Below are 16,434 nucleotides of genomic sequence, written 5' to 3'. Positions count from 1 at the left end.
TCAGAGCACTCCCGCCACGCAGACATACTTGGTTTCGAGGTAATCGTCCAAACCCTGGCTGCCGCCTTCCTTGCCCATGCCGGATTCCTTGAGCCCGCCAAAAGGCGCCTCGACCGTCGTGATCAGCCCGGCATTGATGCCGATGAGCCCGTATTCCAGCCCGTCGTTAAGCCGGAACACCCGGCCGACGTCCCGGGTGTAGGCATAGGCCGCGAGGCCGAAGTCCGTGGCGTTGGCGGCGGCGATGGCCTCGTCCTCTTCCTCGAACTTGAAGACCGCCGCGAGCGGGCCAAAGATCTCCTCGGTCGCGAAAGCCATGTCGGCGGTCGCACCGGTCACCACCGTCGGCTCGAAGAAGGTGCCGCCGTTGCCGTGACGCTTGCCCCCTTCGACGATGGTCGCGCCCTTCCCGACGGCGTCGGAGATGAACTCCTCGACCTTCTCGACGGCGGCCATGTCGATCATCGGCCCCTGCTGCACACCCTCCTCGACCCCGTTGCCGACCACGAGGGCGGCCGTCGCCTCCTTCAGCTTCGCAACGAAGGCGTCGTGGATGCCGGACTGCACGTAGAACCGGTTGGTGCAGACGCAGGTCTGCCCCATGTTGCGGAACTTCGCGATCATCGCCCCTTCGACCGCCGCATCGAGATCGGCGTCGTCGAACACGATGAAGGGCGCGTTGCCGCCCAGTTCCATCGACACCTTCTTTACCGTGTCGGCGGACTGGCGGATGAGCTGCTTGCCGATCTCGGTCGAGCCGGTGAAGGTGACCTTGCGCACCTCGGGGCTCTCCATGATCGCGCCGCCGATGGCGCGGGCCGATCCGGTGACGATATTGACCACCCCGGCCGGGAAGCCGACCTCCTCGCAAAGCTTGCCCCAGGCCAGGCCGGAATAGGGCGTGGCCGTCGCGGGCTTGGCCACCACGGTGCAGCCGGCGGCCAGCGCCGGGCCGAGCTTGCGCGCCAGCATCGACGAGGGGAAGTTCCACGGCGTGATCGCCCCCACGACCCCCACCGGGTGGCGGGTCACGAGCAGGCGGCGATCCTGCGAGGGAGAGGGCACGATCTCGCCCTTGGCGCGGCGGATCTCCTCGGCGAACCAGCGGACATAGGCCGCGCCTATGGCGATCTCGCCTCGGGCCTCGAACAGCGGCTTGCCCTGCTCGGTCGTCAGCAGCAGCACCAGCGCCTCCTGGTTGTCCATCAACGCGTCATGCAGGCCCTGCAGCAACTTCACGCGATAGAGCAGATCGGTTTTGGACCAGCTCCGGAAGGCGTCGCTCGCGGCGGCAATGGCGCGGTTGGTCTCGTCCGCACCGCAGTTCGGAACGGTGCCGATCACTTCGCCCGTGGCGGGGTTCGTCACGTCGATCGTCTTGCCGCTGTCGGCCCCGACCCATGCGCCGCCGATCAGGTTGGACTGCTGCAGATAGGAGGTGAAATCGGTCATCGGCTGTCCTTCCGGAAGATGAACTGGGTGTGTTGGCTGTATGTCTCGCCCGGACGCAGCACAGCCTGGGGGAAGTCCGGATGGTGTGGCGCATCCGGCCAGACTTGCGGCTCGAGCGCAACCCCGGAACGTGGCCCCATGCGACGGCCGCCGAGCCCCGGCACCGGCACGTCGAGCGCCGATCCGTCATAGACCTGCAGGCCCGGTTCGGTGCTGCGCACTTCCATTGACAGCCCGCTGTCGGGGCAACGCAACGCCGCCACCCGGCGGAGCGCCGCGCGACCGTCGGAGAGGCAGAAATTATGGTCGATGAGCCCCTGCGCGCAGGCCGGACCGAGGGCGGCCGGCGCGCGAAAATCGAACCGCGTGCCCGCAACGGACGCGCGCTCGCCCGTCGGAATCATCTCCGCATCGACCGGCAGGTAGGCCTCTGCCGCAACCTCGAGAAGATGCCCGTCGATCGTCTCAGACGTGCCGAGGTTGAAGTAGCTGTGATGCGCGAGGTTGCAGAGCGTCGGCGCGTCGGTCCGGGCCTGCAGGGTGATATCCAGCACCCCGCCACCGGCGAGACGGACCGTCTGGAGGATCTCGAGATTGCCGGGAAAGCCCATCTCGCCGTCCGCCGCGCGGATACCGAGGGTGATGCTGTCGGCCGTCAGGTCCTTCAGCTCCCAAACCCGCTTGCCGATGCCGGCGGCGCCCCCGTGCAGCGTGTGCCGGCCGAGGTAATTGGTATCGAGCTGGAAGGTCGCGCCGTCCAGTTCCAGGTGACCGCCGCGGATGCGGTTGGCGTAGCGGCCCGCCGTCGCGCCGAAATAGCGCGAATGGGCAAGGTAATCGTCGAAGGCCTCGAAGCCGAGCACCAGCGGGCCCTCATGCCCCTCCAGCCGCAGATCCTGGAGCACGGCGCCATAGGTCAGGTACTGCGCCGTCAGCCCCCCGCCCCGGAGCGTGTAGCGCCGGACGGGGGTGCCGTCGGGCATCAGGCCGAAGACCTCGGCGCTCACAGCGACACCTCGATGGCCTGGCCGGTGCGGGCCGAGTGCTCCGCCGCCTCGCCCACGATCACCGACCATAGCCCGTCGGTCAGCGTGACCTCCGGCTCGCCCCGCCCCGCGAGCACCAGATCGCGGAAGCGTTCGTGCTGGAAGTAGGTGGAACCGTGGTGGTCGCCGGCCTGCAGCACCTCGTTGGGAACGTGGACGACATCGCGCGTGACCTTCCGCGTGGCCCGCTCCGAGATCACGACCTCGGCGTCCCGCTCCTTGCCGTCCGGCGAGAAGCGCGAGGGACCGGGCACCTTGGCCTCGATCCGCGCCTGGTCGCCGGTGACGCAGATCTTCTCCTGCCAGTAGGCGCCTTCGGAGAACATGCAGAGATCCAGCATGCCCCGCGTGCCGTTGGCGAAGTCGATGGTGACAAAGGCGTTGTCGATGATGTCAGGTGTGCGCCCGTCATAGGTCTCGTCGCGGTGGTTCACATCCATCGCCCCGCTTGCGTAGACGCGCACCGGATCACTCTGCAGGGTGAAGCGCATCAGATCCCAGAAGTGGCAGCATTTCTCGACCAGCGTGCCCCCGGTGCGCTCGTTGAACCGGTTCCAGTCGCCAACCTTGGGCAGGAAGGGGAAGCGGTGCTCGCGAATCGACATCATCTGCGGCCGCCCGATCCGACCTTCGGCGAGGTCGGCCAGAAGCCGCTGCATGGGCGGCATGTAGCGGTATTCCATCGCCACCCAGATCGGCGCCGCTCGGCCCTGCGCCTTGGACACCAGTTCCCGGCAATGGTCGGATGTGGTGCAGAGCGGCTTCTCGCAGAGGATCGGCTTGCCGGTGTCCATGACGTCCAGCATGATCCGGTGGTGGGTGTCGTTGGGCGAGATGATCATCAGCACGTCGCAGATGTCGGCCGAGAGCATCTCCCTGTAGTCGTTGAAGGCCCGTGCCGTTCCGCCCGAGGTCTCGACCGAGAGCACCCGCATCCCCTCGTCCGGGTCGGCGATGGCCGTCACCTCGCAACCGCCGAGGATGTTGAGGTTCCGGATATGCTCCTGCCCCATCATGCCCGATCCGATCAGCCCGTATCGCAATGTCATCGCGTCAGATCTCCAGGAGTGGCAGGCCAAGCTCGGCGGCCACGGCGCGCAGCGTCACGCGGTGGTCGCCATAGGCCAGCGCCATGTGGTGTTCGAGCCCGCAGGCAATGATATCGGCCAGCACAGCGCCCGCCGGTCGCTCGAAGCGGACGACGCCGGAGGTGCCGGTGAAGGCCATCGGCCGACGCAGCATCTCTCCGAAGGAGACGATCATCTTCGGCGCGCCAAAGGCCTGGCTGATGCGCAGGAAGGTCACCGGCCCCGGCTTCAGAGGGAACTGGTAGAGCAGCGGCTGCTTTCGGTTGGTGTGGACCGTCGCGGTGGCCTCGGCCGTGTCGTCGCGCATGGAGATCGGCGCCTGGCCGCAATGCCAGACGACACCGGTGTTATCGGCGGCGTCCATATCGACCAGGTCGGTCAGGAACACCGGCGCCTGCGCCGCCTCGAGCAGCACGAGCTGGGTGAGCGCGCCATAGACATCGGCCTCGCAGGCGCAAGGTACCTGTCCCTCGCCCAGCATCGCCGCCGGGCCGCAGACCGCGCCACCGTACTGGGTGAAGGTCTCGGGCCAGCAGCGGATAGCGAAGGCGTTATAGCTGCCGGAGGCCCGGATCGTCTCGAGGGCGACCTTCAGCCGAAGCGACCGGTCGAGCTCTTCCTGGTTGACCGCGTCGAGCCCGATCACGTCGGCCTCTGCCGCCCGGCGCACCTCGGCTGCCGCCTCGGCGGGCACGGTCCGTGCGGTGTCGAAAAGATCATCGAGCGCCAGCGCATCCACCGACACACCGGCAAGCGCCTGCACCGCCTCCGGCGTGTAGGCGCAGGTGTCGAAGCCCACCGGATGCTCGCCGATCCGCGCGATCTTCTGCCCCCGAAGCGCATCGGCCACGCGCGCGCCATCGGGCGAACGCGCCTCGACAGGTAGCGCGTCGAGCCGCCCGGCCTGCCGTTCACCCGCCAGAAGAGCCGTGAGCTCTCCTGCAATGTCGCCCTCCGGGTCGGCGTAGAGCCAGGAGAAAGCCCGCCCGTTCAGCCCGAGCGCGTGAGAGGCGAGGTTCAGACCGCAGAACGCGTTCAGCCGCAAACGCCCGCCAAGGCGCGGCTCGGGCACGGCCCAGATCGACAACGGCTGGTCGAAACCTGCGGCGGCCGCCACCGCCATCGAGGCGTCGGTGAAGGTGACCTGCAGGATCAGAAGCTGGTCGATCCTCGCCCCGGCAAGCCCGGCCATCGCGGCGCGCGTCGCCGCCTCGTCGAAGAGCAGCTCGCGCGGGCCCACGATCTCGTGGCCGGTCGCGTCGAGCGCCGCGAGCATGGCCGACAGTTTCTCCTCGGCGAAAGGCACGTCGAAGGTGGGGCGACCGAGCGGAAGGAGTCCGATTTTCAAGCCCGTGCCCTCAAATGGATGCGTAGCCATGGCGGAAACTGGCATCCGCCGGGGAGAACCGCGCGCCGCCCGCGCCGTAGCAGGCATGTTTCGACCAGTCGGCGGCATGCGCGTCGGCCAGCGCGGAGATGTCGGACATGTAATCGACGGCACCCCCGCGAAGCCCCGCCTCGATGGCGGCCCAGTCCGGGTAGGCCCGGAAGGCATCGAGCCAGATCGCGCGTCCGGCGAGGAACCCGCTCGCCCCCGCCGCGAAGGCATGCTCCAGCACCTTGCGGAACTCGGCCTTGCCAGCCCCGGCGGAGAGCATCACCCACGGGCGGCCGGCCAGCCGGCCCATCTCGTCGAAGACCGCCTGCACCTCGGCCGAACCGTCGGCGTCGGCGGCATTCACCGGGCTTTCCAGCTTGAAGACGTCGACGCCATAGTCGGGCTTGGCGAATTCCTCGACGGTCGCCAGCACGTCATCGGCCTTCTTGCCCTTCATTTCGACGTAGTCCTTCGTCTGGTGCGCATCGGCCGCCAGCGGATAGACCAGCATCTCCAGCAGGAAGGGAATGTCGTAGCGCGCGCATTCCTCGCCGATGCGCTTCACGTAGTCGTTCTGCTTCTGCACGACCTCGGCGTCGGCATCCGGGCGATACCACGCCAGCACCTTCACCGCGTCGCCGCTCATGCGCTTGATCTTGGCCACCGACCAGTCGTCGATATCCGACGAGAGCCGCCCGCCCGGCGTCTCGGCAAAGACCGAGTCCTCCAGCGTCACGACCAGCCCCTTGGTGGGCGAGAGCGCCCCGATGCCGTACGGAATCGCGTAATGCGGGTCGAGCAGCATGGCGGTGGACTGCGCCTGCAGGGTCTCGATCAACAGGCCCTTGAAGCGGGCGACCTCCTCCCACGGCGCCTGCTCGAGCCCGAGATGCGCGGCGATCGGACCCTTGATCGGCGGGCGCTGGTCCACCGCGGTCATCTTGAAGATGCCGTTCGCATCGGCCATGCGACGCAGGCCCCAGAGCTTGCCCGGTGTCAGTTCCATCATCCCGTCTCCTTGAGGAAGGTCATCACGGCAGCGCGGTCGGGCGATCCCGAGCGGCCACCAAAGGTCATGCATTTGAGGGCGGCGGCCGCGCTGGCGAAACGGATCGCCTCCGGCTCCCCCTGCCCCTCGGCGAGCGCCAGGGCGAAGGCGCCGTGCCAGACATCGCCCGCGCCGAGCGTGTCCTTCACCGCCACACGGAACGCCGGGAGATGCCGGATTTCCGCGCCCTCGGTCCACCAGACACCGTTCTCGCCGTCCGTCACGCAGGCCCAGCCCGGGATTCGCGCGGCCAGACGGGCCAGCGCCGTGGCCGCATCCTCGCCGGGTTCGAGCGAGGCCAGTCCCGGCCGGGACAGCGCAACGTGGCTCGCAGCCTCCAGCAGCGCGAGATCGATCGGCGCCTCGCCGTCGACGATGCCCGGCACGCGCCATGCACGGGCGGAGGCCAGTGCCGCCGCCGCGCCGGCCGTCCATCGCGTGTCCACCAGCACCGCCTGCGCCCGAGGCGCGGCCGCGATCCAGTCGGTCGTTTCGGTCAGCCCGGAACCACGGAAATTCATGATCTGCCGCTCGCCTGCGGCGTCGATATAGATCGAGGAGAAGGAGGAGCGACCGCCCGCCGCGCGATGCACGTGGTCGATGCAAACGCCCTCCCCGGCCAGCTCTCCCAGCACCAGGTCGGCCAGCGGATCGTCCCCGACCCGCGTCGCCAGCGTCGCCTGGCCGCCGAGCCGGGCGATCGCCACCGCGGCATTGGCCGCCACGCCCCCGCCCACGATCTCGGCCGAGTCCGCGCGGTACTTGGCGGCCGCGGTCGGAAAGCGCTCCATCGAGAGCACGAAATCCACCACCGCCATCCCGAGCACGAGAACCTCGGTCATGCCGCCGCCTTCCGGCCGTGGCCGCCCGTCCGTGGCAACACGATGCCCGGCCGCAACCGGGGCGCTGCCCGGAGACGTTGGCGCGCAAGGGGATAGGACATGCCTTGGTCCTGCTCGATGAGGGTCGGTTCTGGCCTGTCCCGCCGAGGGAAGGGCCGGCTATGCCCGGAGCCCCACGGCGGGGCTCCGGGACCGTGGCGTGTTACTTCAGGTCCATCGCATTGGCTTCGGCGATCTCCGCCTCGACCTCGGCCACGGCCTCGGTGAGCGCGGTGAAGATCTCCTCGCCGCCGTCGACATTGGCCTTGAACCAGTCGTAGACCGGCGCGGCGGCCTCCTTGAACGCGGCCTTCTCCTCGGGCGTCGGCACGTAGAGATCGCCGCCCCCGGCCACGAAATCCTCGTAGGCCTGGATCGACTTGCGCTTGGGCGAGGCGAAGGTGGCCTGCTGGAGCGCGTAGAAGCCGTCGTTCACGACCATCTTGAGCTCGTCGGGCATCTCCATGAACTTGGCGTTGTTCATCCACCAGAGCGCGCCCATGTAGGCGTGGCCATCGAGGGTCATGTACTGCAGGCCGGCATCGGGGAACTTCATGCCCATAATGTCGGTGATGCCGTTCTTGGAGCCTTCCACCACCCCGGTCTGCAGCGAGGTGAAGAGCTCCGGCCACGGGATCGGCGTCGGCGACGCGCCGAGCGCGCGCACAAGCTCCTGCGGCAGGTCGGCGACCACGGTGCGGATCTTGAGCCCGGCGAGGTCATCGGGGCCCTGCACCCGCCGCTGGGTATTGGCGAAGTTGCGCCAGCCGCCGGTGTTGCCGATGGTCATGAGCCGGATCGTGTTGTCGCTGTCGGCCAATGCCATCTCGCGCATCTTGCGGGTGAAATCGCCCTGCAACACGGCCTCGGCGATCCGGTCCGAGGTCATCAGGTAGGGAAGGTCGAGCACCTGAACGTAGGGGAAGATCCCGGCAGCGCCGCCCGAGGTCGAGATGTAGATGTCGATCGAGCCGTCGGCCACGCCCTGCAGGCACTCCGCACCGTTGCCGCAGAGCTGGGTGCCGATGAACAGCTCGACCTCGATGGCCCCGTTGGAGGCGCTTTCGACGTAGTTCTTGAAGACCACGAGGCCGTCGTAATCCTCGTCGTTCTCGTTCGAGTTCGCGGTCGCCCGCAGCGTGTAGTCCGCCGCGGTCGCCGCGACGGTCGACCCGGCCAGGATGGCCGCGGCCGCGAGGGTCCTTATGGATGTTCGGAACATGCTTTCCTCCCTTTCAAGCACTTCTTCGATCATTGCACGAATCCCGTCAGCCGGGGGATCGTCATGGAAATGGCGGGGAAATAGGTGATCAGGAAGATCACGATCACTTCGACCGCCAGGAATGGCAGGATCGCCTTCGCGATGCTCTCGACCTTCTCGCCCGAGACGGCCGAGGCCACGAAGAGCACCAGCCCCATCGGCGGCGTCGCGAGGCCCACGGTCAGGTTCACCGACATGATGATGGCGAAATGCACCGGGTGCACGCCGAGCTCGGTGAAGATCGGGCCGAGGATCGGACCGAGGATGATGATGGCCGGCCCCGCGTCGAGGAACATGCCGACGATGAACAGCAGAATGTTGATCAGGAACAGCAGGATCAACGGGTTCTCGGACAGGCCCAGGATGAAGCTGGCCATGTGCTCGGGCGCGTGGCTGAGCGAGACCACCGTCTTGAACGACACCGCGGCACCGACGATGAGCAGCACCGTCGCGGAGGACAGCGCCGCCTTGGTGATCGTCGCCGGCAGATCGCGGAGCGTCATGCTGCGCAGCACGAAGAAAGCGATGATCAGCGCATAGGCGACTGCGATGGCCGAGGCCTCGGTCGGGGTGAAGATGCCGATCAGGATTCCGCCGAGGATGATGATCGGCGTCTGCAGCGGCGCCACCGCCTTCTTGCAGATGATCCGGAAATCCTGCGACACGTTCCGGCGCAGGCGCATCAGCAGCAGGTGGGCGATCGGGAGGAAGACGAGGAAGACCAGCCAGCCGTTGACCGACACCGGGATGCCCACCGTCGCGAGCGAGGTCGCGATCAGCGCGAAGATCCCGGCAAGAAGCCCCGCCAGGTTCAGCCGCAGCAGCACGAAGGCGACGCCGCTTTCCAGCCGGGAGATCTCCTGGCCCGGCGTCACGATGCGCTCCGCCTTGGGGAGGTCGTACTTGTCCGCCATCAGGCGCACCACCAGCATCAGGCCGATCCCGACGAGGACGCCGGGCACGATGCCCGCAAGAAACAGCGCGGCAACGCTCTCGCCCATGACATAGGCATAGATGATCATGATGCCCGAGGGCGGGATGATCGGCCCGATGACCGAGGACGCCGCGGTGACGGCGGCTGCGAACCTGCGCGAATAGCCGTTCCGCTCCATCGCCGGGATCAGCGTGGAGCCGAGCGCGGAAGTATCCGCGACGGCCGAGCCGGAAAGGCCGGCGAAGAGGATGGAACTGAGGATGTTCACATGCGCGAGCCCGCCGCGCAGGTGGCCCATCAGGGCCTGGCTGAACTCGACGAGCCGGGTGGTGATGCCGCCCTTGTTCATCAGCTCGCCTGCGAGCACGAAGAACGGCAGCGCCATCAGCGGGAAGCTGTCCATCCCGTTGTAGAGGTTGCGGTAGAGCAGCGCGATGTCGCGCTCCTGCCCGTTGATCTGCAAGAGCAGCCCCGGCGCCAGCAGCAGCGCGAAGAACACGGGCATCCCGATCATCAGGAAGACCAGGAAAACGGGGAGGAACCACGCCAGCATCAGTCGGCCGCCTGCAGGATGGCCGGCGCATCATCGTGCGGCAGCTCGGCATCGGGATCGAAGAGCAGGACCACGCTGCGCAGGATCAGCTCGATGTTCACCGAGATCAGCAGGATCATGCAGACGAAGAGCGAAGCATACATGTACTTCAGCTTGAGCTTCACCGTCTCCAGCCCGGCCCAGTCCAGCGGGATCCGCAGCGAGGAGCTGTCGAACCGGCCGCCGAAGCCGAAGGTGTGCTGGTAGCCGTGCTTCACGCCGACCAGCAGCACCAGAAGCGAGAGCACGAGGATCACCAGCATGAGCATCTGCCCGGCCGCCCGCGGCAGCGCCAGCGGCAGCATGTCGATGGCCACGAAGCCGCCCCAGCGGTAGGCCGAAGGCGCCATCAGCCCGGTCATCCAGAGCATCAGGAAGCGTGCCGCCTCGTCCGGCCAGGCCAGCGCGTTGTTGAGAACGTAGCGGAAGAAGACCTGCAGCAGGATCACCACGACCATGATGGCGAGCGCGATCCAACCGAGACTGCGCCCGAGTCGCAGCACGTGCGTATTGACCCAGCTCAGCGGGCCCAGAATTGCCAGCATCGGGTTCCTCCTCCCCGGCATTCGGCAGTGGCGGCGCCCACATGGAGGCGCGTTTCCACTTTCGAATGGATCGAACGCTGCGCCATACGAACCATCCTGTCAAGCGTCGTCGACAGGCCGGCATGGCGCTTTTGGGCCCGATCACCCGGCCAGCGTCAAGCCCACGCCGTTTTCGCGGCAGAGCGCGCGCAACTCCTGCGGACAGCCCGCGTCGGTCACCAGCGTGCGCATCTGGCGAAGGTGCCCGATGCAGACCGGCGCCATGCGTCGAAACTTGGAGGAATCGGCCGCAAGTATCGCGTGCCTCGACGCCGCCAGGATAGCCCGCGCCACTGCCGCCTCGCGCAGGTCGTAATCGAGCAACGCGCCGTCCGGGGCGATGGCCGCACAGCCCACGATGGCGATGTCGGCCCGGAACTGGCGGATGAATTCCACCGCTGTCTCGCCGAGCACGGTGCCGTCGGAGCCACGGATCACCCCTCCGGGAACCATAACCTCGATGCCGGGAAAGCGCCTTATTTCGTTGGCCAATGCAACGTTGTCGGTCACGACCCTCAGGCCGACGTGCTGCCCCAGCCGCATCGCGGCCTCGGCCGTGGTGGTGCCGGAATTGATGATGACCGCGGTGTTGTTGGGCACCAGTGCGGCGGTGGCGCGCCCGATTCGTTCCTTCTGCTCGCGGGCGATCTGCTTGCGCAGCTCGTAATCGGTGTATTCCGTCCCCGCGAGAAGCGCCGCGCCGCCGTGAAACCGCATCACCCGGCCGGTATCGGCCAGCGTGTTGAGATCCTTCCGGATGGTCTGCGGGGTGGTGTCAAACAGGGCCGCAAGCTCCTCCACCATCGCCCGCCCATTCTGGCGCAAATGGCGCAGGATCGCCTGCTGACGCTTTGTCGATGCGCGAACGGCCTTCATCCCTTCCCCCTGCGCCGAAACACTTTCGAATTGAGCACAAAACGAAAGCCAAGGGAAATGGTGTTCTTCACGCCCGACGCGACAGGCACCGCGACGGAGGTCGGAGACCGTCTCGCCGCTGCCGCCGTCAGGCCCGCAGGCGCAGGTTCTCCGGATCCCAGAGCGGCCCTTCGGGCTGCACAACCGCCTTGCGCCGCTCGCCGAAGATCTCCACCTCCAGCTCGGCTCCCGGCGCCGCCCTGTCGGCCCGCACCATCGCCAGCGCGATCGAGGCGTTGACACGGTAGCCCCAGCCGCCCGAGGTCGTCTCGCCGACGATCTCGTCGCCGCTCCAGACCGACGACATGTAGGGCGCGTCGCAATCGCCGGCATCCACGACCAGCGTGGCGAACCGCTTGGCGACGCCGCGCCGGCTTTCCGCGAGAAGCGCGGCCTTGCCCGGGAAGTCCTCGGGCTTGTCGAGCTTCACGAAGCGGTCGAGCCCGGCCTCGAGCAGGGAATAGTCGCTGGAGAGATCGCCCTTCCAGGTCCGGTAGCCCTTTTCGAGCCGCAGCGCGTCCAGCGCAAACATCCCGAAAGGTTTCGCCCCTCCGGCGAGTACGGCGTCATAGATCGCCGGCATGTCGTCGAAGGACGCGTGGACCTCCCAGCCGAGTTCACCGGCATAGGACACCCGCACCATCAGCACCGGCTTTCCCGCGACCTCCGCCTGCTGGTGGGTCAGCCAGCCGAGGCTCAGGTCCGCGGTCGAGATACCCTCGAGCAGGTCGCGGGATTTGGGGCCGGCGACGATGAGCGTGGAGAGCTCCCGCGTCCGGTCGACCAGCGACAGCCCTTCGGGCAGGTGCTTCTTCAGGAGTTCGAAATCGTGCCACTGGGCCGAGGCGGCGGTGATCAGCGTGAAGGCATCCTCACCATGCCGCAGCACCGACATCTCGGTCAGGATGCGGCCGCGCTCGTCCGGGAAATAGGCCAGCGTCATCCGGCCCACACGACAAAGTGCGCCGGCGATCCGACTACGCAGCCAGTCCGCGGCGCCCGTGCCTTCGAGCGAGAAGCGCGAGAAACCGGGCAGGTCGAGCACCCCGACGCCGTCGCGCACCGCCTCGCATTCCTCGCGGATGCGCGGCTCCCAAGGGCCGGCCCGGAGCCAGCTTTGTGTCGCTTCCTCCGACGTGTCGTCGCCCGGCTGCGCAAACCAGTTCGCACGCTCCCAGCCGTTGTAGCTCCCCATCTGGCCACCGAGGGAACGCACCCTCGCGTCGACCGGCGACATCTTGCGGTCGCGTGCGGCCGGCCAGCTGTGCCGGGGGAAATGCATCGCGTATTCGTGGCCATAGACCTCCATGGCCTTGTCGATGCAGAACTCCCGGTCGGTGTAATCGGTGAAGCGGCGCGGGTCGCAGGCCCACATATCCCACTCGGTCGCGCCTTCGGTGATCCATTCCGCCGCGACCTTGCCGGCGCCCCCGCCCTGGGCAATACCGAACGTGAAGGAATGCGCCTCGAAGGCGTTCGGCACACCCGGCATCGGCCCGATCATCGGATGGCCGTCGGGCGCATAGGGGATGGGGCCGTTGATGTTGCGCGCCACGCCCTGAGTGCCAAGGATCGGCACCCGCGCCATCGCGTCCTCGATATGCCATTCCAGCCTGTCGAGATCGTCGGGATAGAGCTGGAAGGAGAAATCCTCTGGGAAGGGATCGTCCTCGGTGATCCAGTGCGCCTTGCAGTTGGGCTCGTAGGGGCCAAGGTTAAGCCCGTTCTTGTCCTGCCGCAGGTAGTAGGAGGTATCGACGTCGCGCAGGATCGGCAGCTTGCGGCCGGCTTCCTTCGTCCAGGCTGCCAGCTCAGGGATCTCGTCGGTCAGGAAGTACTGGTGGGACATCACCGCCGCCGGCGCCAGACGCCCGCCGTAGGGAAGGAACCACTCGCTCACGCGCCGCGCGTAGTAGCCCGCCGCATTGACCACGATCTCGCAACGGACCTCGCCCTGATCGGTCTCGACGATCCATTCGCCTCCCTCGCGGCGCACCCCGGTGACCGGCGTGAACCGTGCGATCCGCGCGCCGAGATCGCGCGCGCCTTTCGCCATCGCCTGTGTCACCTGGGCGGGGTCGATGTCGCCGTCCAGCGGGTCCCACAGACCACCGGCAAGGTCGTGGGTCTCCATGAACGGGTGGTAGGCCTGCAGCTCCTCGGGCGTGCAGATCTTCATCTCCAGCCCCTGGTGGCGCCCCATGCTGGCGACGCGCTCGAACTCGCGCATACGGGCGTCGGAATGGGCCAGCCGGACGGCGCCGGTGACGTGGTAGTTGATCGGGTAGTCGACCAGTTCTGCGAGGCCCCGGTAGAGCTGCAGCGAATAGCGCTGCATGTTCATCACCGCCCAGGAGGCCGAGAAATTCGGGCAATTGCCCGCCGCGTGCCAGGTCGAACCCGCGGTGAGCTCGTTCTTTTCGAGCAGAAGGCAGTCGGTCCAGCCCGCCCGGGCGAGGTGATAGAGCGTCGAGACACCGACGACCCCGCCCCCGATGATGACGACACGTGCAGTAGAAGGCAGGCTCATGCGCGGTTCCCTGGTCTGACCGGGCGGAGAGGTCCCGGTGCGCCATGAGGTTCCTGCCTGTCCGCGGCGCCGGGAACGCCCCCCGTCAGTGGCCTCGGCGGGCTGGGAGAGGTAACGGCGGAGCGCCCGAAAGGCCGGTCATGGCGACTGGCTTCGTGAAATTTTCCACAAATTTTTCACCCGCCGATCCGCGCTCTGTCAACATCAATCTCGCGACCATCCGCAAAGACCCGACCGAATGCGCCGGCGACATCGGACTTCTGCAGAGGAAATGCCCCGACCGCACCAGCGCCAAAGGTCGACAGACCGTTCGAGCAGCCTTGCACGCAGGGCGGCCTGTCATTCCTTCTCGAACTGGATGATCGCCTCGCCGAGACGGATACCGAACCGGGAGACGTAGGCCCGGTTGAGCAGACGGTCGTCGGTTTGAAGCCACATCCAGTCGTCGAAATCGACGCGCATGGTGCCGCTTCGGACCGGCAGGTCGATGCGGTAGCGCCAGTTGAACGTGTCCCCGCGCTCCTCGCCCTTCGCGATGCCGATCACACCGGGCGCGGAGCCTTCCCATGTCTGCGCCCCGGTCTTGCGCAGCGTCCAGATACGCTGCTCCGTCTCGCCGTCGTCGTAGGTGAAATCCTCCACCAGGCGCAGCGTGCTGCCGTCCCAGGTACCGTCGATCTCCACCGCGAAGCGCCGCTGCACCGTGCCGAAGCGGTCCTGGAACTGCCCGTAGGCCACGGTGCGGCCCGCGAAGAACTCCTCCAGGTTCAGCTCCCTGTCAGAAAGGAGCGCATCGTTCGGACCGGGGGTGCCGGAACAGGCGGCCAGCGTCATCACCATGCCTGCGGCCAGAAGGGCCGGGATCGTCTTCATCGTCGCCTCCCTTGCCTATTCGGCGGCGAGCGCGTCGCGCGCCTTGGCATCCGCGGGGCGCATCGTCGCGACCAGCTCCGCGACCTTGATGCCGAACTTGCGCATCTCGGAGCGGTTCATGATCGCGCCATCCTCCATCAGGTACATCCAGTCGGTGGTGTCGAGCACATATCCGCCGGCCTCCTCGGGCAGCCGGATGCGGTAGCGCAGCATGACCGTGGCGCCCGAGATCACGCCCTGCCCCTCGCCCTCGATATCCTCGGCGGTGGCAACGAAATGGGTGTCGTCCCGCAGCTCCAGGAACCACTTGCGCTGCATCCGGTTGCCGTTGGAATAGGTGAAGTCCTCGGTGAGCGTGCCCTTGCGGCCCGTCCATTCGCCCTCCATCCGGGCAACGAAGCTGTTGGTCATGCGGCCCGTCGGCCCGTAGATCACTCCTTCGGAAGCGATCGTGCCATTCAGCACCTCGCTCAGGTCGAACCGTGGCGCGGTGGAGGCGTAATCCTCGGGTTTCTGGGCGCGAAAGCTGAGCAGCTTTGCCCGGATCGCCACCACCAGGAGGATCAGCAGCAGGACTATCAGGATGGCATTTGTCGTCATGGGGTCGGCTCCTCTCTTGGCAGCGCCAGGACAAGAGCCATGGCGAAGAGTTTCAGGACGCAAGGAACGAAGGCATAGGCGATGGTGAGCGCCCGGATGGCGCCCTGCGCGTTTTCTTGCCCGGGGGCGAAGCCGCTGAGGTCCAGCGCGGGCAGCACGAGGAACGCGGCGAGCGCAAGGCCGAGCTTTCCGGCAAAGGACCAGATGCCGAAGGCGGCGGAGGCGTTGAGCCCCGCTCGGGTCAGCGCGACAGAGAACATGGCAGGCAGCACCACCATGTCGGCCCCGAGAGCCGCGCCGGATGCAATGCAGATCGCGGCAAAGGCGACTGCATTCCCCGGGCCGATGAAGCCCGCGCCGACGAAGCCGAGAATGGCCAGGGGCATGGCGAGGAGCAGCACGGACCGCGCCCCGATCCGGTTGCTCAGCCGCGCCCAGCCTGGCACGCTCAGCCCCGCGCAGAGGAAGAACAAGATCAGGAATGGCCCGGCCATACCCGGAAGCTGCAGCCTGTCCTCCACGAAGAACAGGAACAGTGTGGAGGTGATCGCGACGGGCAGGCTGTTGACCAGCGCCAGCACGAGAAGGCGCGTGGCGCCCGCCTTGCGCAACCCCGCCAGGGACAGCGCCGATCCGGGGCGCACCGGGCGTCGCCACATCGGCAGGCTCAGGGCCGCGACGAGGCAGGCGACGGCTCCGAGCAGCAGACCGAAAGAGCGATACCCTTCGGCCTCTCCGCCCTGCCCCGCAAGCAGCGTGGGCGCGAGTGCGGCGAGCACCACGCCGGCCAGCATCCCCGCCTCGCGCCATGCCGCGAGCGTCATAAGCTCCCGCGGCTCCGGGCGCGCGGCCAGCGTCGCGCTGCGGCCGTAAAGCAGGATCATGCCGAGGCTGTAGGCGGAGAACAGAAGGACCAGTGTCGCCGGGAGCTGCCAGGCCAGCCCCGGGCCGGGCTCGAGGGCGAAAAGCAGCGGGAAGCCGATCGCCAGCCCGGCGGCGGCGGTCATGGCAAAGGCGGCCTGCGCCCGCGGCCAGCGGTCTATCGCCCAGCCGATGGCCGGGTCCTGCACCAGGTCCACAAGACGGATCGCCAGCAGGAGCGATCCGATGGTCGCGAGCCCGATGTCGAGCTGGACCGACGCAAATCGCGGCAGGTGGATATAGAGCGGGATGCCCGCCGCCGCGAGCATGAGCGCGTAAAGGCTCACCCGCGGATAGAGGCTCACCGACCCCGCCTCCCGTGATCGCATCC

General features: G+C 67.4%; 14 protein-coding genes. All 14 read right to left on the bottom strand.

Annotated elements, in window-relative coordinates; translation table 11 throughout:
* Complete coding sequence (locus CHB86_RS02955) at nucleotides 1–1,452, bottom strand: NAD-dependent succinate-semialdehyde dehydrogenase (RefSeq protein ID WP_089231116.1); 1,452 nt, start codon at nucleotides 1,450–1,452, stop codon at nucleotides 1–3.
* Complete coding sequence (locus CHB86_RS02950; protein WP_245837710.1) at nucleotides 1,449–2,459, bottom strand: aldose epimerase family protein; 1,011 nt, start codon at nucleotides 2,457–2,459, stop codon at nucleotides 1,449–1,451. Before CHB86_RS02950 ends, CHB86_RS02955 begins: the two co-directional genes overlap by 4 nt.
* Entirely contained in the window at nucleotides 2,456–3,547 is a 1,092-nt protein-coding gene (locus CHB86_RS02945) for a Gfo/Idh/MocA family protein (RefSeq protein WP_176442747.1), read from the bottom strand. The genes CHB86_RS02950 and CHB86_RS02945 overlap by 4 nt, the downstream gene beginning before the upstream one ends.
* 4 nt (nucleotides 3,548–3,551) lie before the next feature.
* Nucleotides 3,552–4,934 (bottom strand): hypothetical protein, encoded by a 1,383-nt coding sequence (locus CHB86_RS02940; RefSeq protein ID WP_089231112.1) that lies wholly within the window; start codon nucleotides 4,932–4,934, stop codon nucleotides 3,552–3,554.
* A 10-nt stretch (nucleotides 4,935–4,944) separates the two neighbouring features.
* On the bottom strand, nucleotides 4,945–5,970 hold the full coding sequence (locus CHB86_RS02935; RefSeq protein ID WP_089231110.1) for a tagatose 1,6-diphosphate aldolase: 1,026 nt from the start codon (nucleotides 5,968–5,970) through the stop codon (nucleotides 4,945–4,947).
* On the bottom strand, nucleotides 5,970–6,854 hold the full coding sequence (locus CHB86_RS02930; protein WP_089231108.1) for a PfkB family carbohydrate kinase: 885 nt from the start codon (nucleotides 6,852–6,854) through the stop codon (nucleotides 5,970–5,972). The genes CHB86_RS02935 and CHB86_RS02930 overlap by 1 nt, the downstream gene beginning before the upstream one ends.
* Nucleotides 6,855–7,056: 202 nt before the next feature.
* Nucleotides 7,057–8,115 (bottom strand): TRAP transporter substrate-binding protein, encoded by a 1,059-nt coding sequence (locus CHB86_RS02925; RefSeq protein ID WP_089231603.1) that lies wholly within the window; start codon nucleotides 8,113–8,115, stop codon nucleotides 7,057–7,059.
* A 29-nt stretch (nucleotides 8,116–8,144) separates the two neighbouring features.
* Nucleotides 8,145–9,641: a TRAP transporter large permease gene (locus CHB86_RS02920; RefSeq protein ID WP_089231106.1), complete on the bottom strand. Its 1,497-nt coding sequence runs from the start codon at nucleotides 9,639–9,641 to the stop codon at nucleotides 8,145–8,147.
* Complete coding sequence (locus CHB86_RS02915; RefSeq protein ID WP_089231104.1) at nucleotides 9,641–10,225, bottom strand: TRAP transporter small permease; 585 nt, start codon at nucleotides 10,223–10,225, stop codon at nucleotides 9,641–9,643. The genes CHB86_RS02920 and CHB86_RS02915 overlap by 1 nt, the downstream gene beginning before the upstream one ends.
* 141 nt (nucleotides 10,226–10,366) lie before the next feature.
* A complete protein-coding gene (locus CHB86_RS02910; protein WP_089231102.1) occupies nucleotides 10,367–11,140 on the bottom strand; it encodes a DeoR/GlpR family DNA-binding transcription regulator in 774 nt (257 codons plus the stop codon).
* A gap of 127 nt (nucleotides 11,141–11,267) precedes the next feature.
* On the bottom strand, nucleotides 11,268–13,709 hold the full coding sequence (locus CHB86_RS02905; protein ID WP_089231100.1) for a GcvT family protein: 2,442 nt from the start codon (nucleotides 13,707–13,709) through the stop codon (nucleotides 11,268–11,270).
* A 339-nt stretch (nucleotides 13,710–14,048) separates the two neighbouring features.
* Nucleotides 14,049–14,582 (bottom strand): DUF3833 domain-containing protein, encoded by a 534-nt coding sequence (locus CHB86_RS02900; RefSeq protein WP_089231098.1) that lies wholly within the window; start codon nucleotides 14,580–14,582, stop codon nucleotides 14,049–14,051.
* Nucleotides 14,583–14,597: 15 nt separating this feature from the next.
* Complete coding sequence (locus CHB86_RS02895) at nucleotides 14,598–15,182, bottom strand: DUF3833 family protein (RefSeq protein WP_089231097.1); 585 nt, start codon at nucleotides 15,180–15,182, stop codon at nucleotides 14,598–14,600.
* On the bottom strand, nucleotides 15,179–16,432 hold the full coding sequence (locus CHB86_RS02890) for an MFS transporter (protein WP_089231095.1): 1,254 nt from the start codon (nucleotides 16,430–16,432) through the stop codon (nucleotides 15,179–15,181). Before CHB86_RS02890 ends, CHB86_RS02895 begins: the two co-directional genes overlap by 4 nt.
* Nucleotides 16,433–16,434: the final 2 nt, after the last annotated feature.

The sequence above is a fragment of the Tropicimonas sediminicola genome (genome assembly GCF_900188335.1).
Classification (GTDB): domain Bacteria; phylum Pseudomonadota; class Alphaproteobacteria; order Rhodobacterales; family Rhodobacteraceae; genus Tropicimonas; species Tropicimonas sediminicola.
The sequence above is the reverse complement of the archived record's forward strand: the minus strand, read 5'-3'. Positions and strand labels throughout refer to the sequence as shown.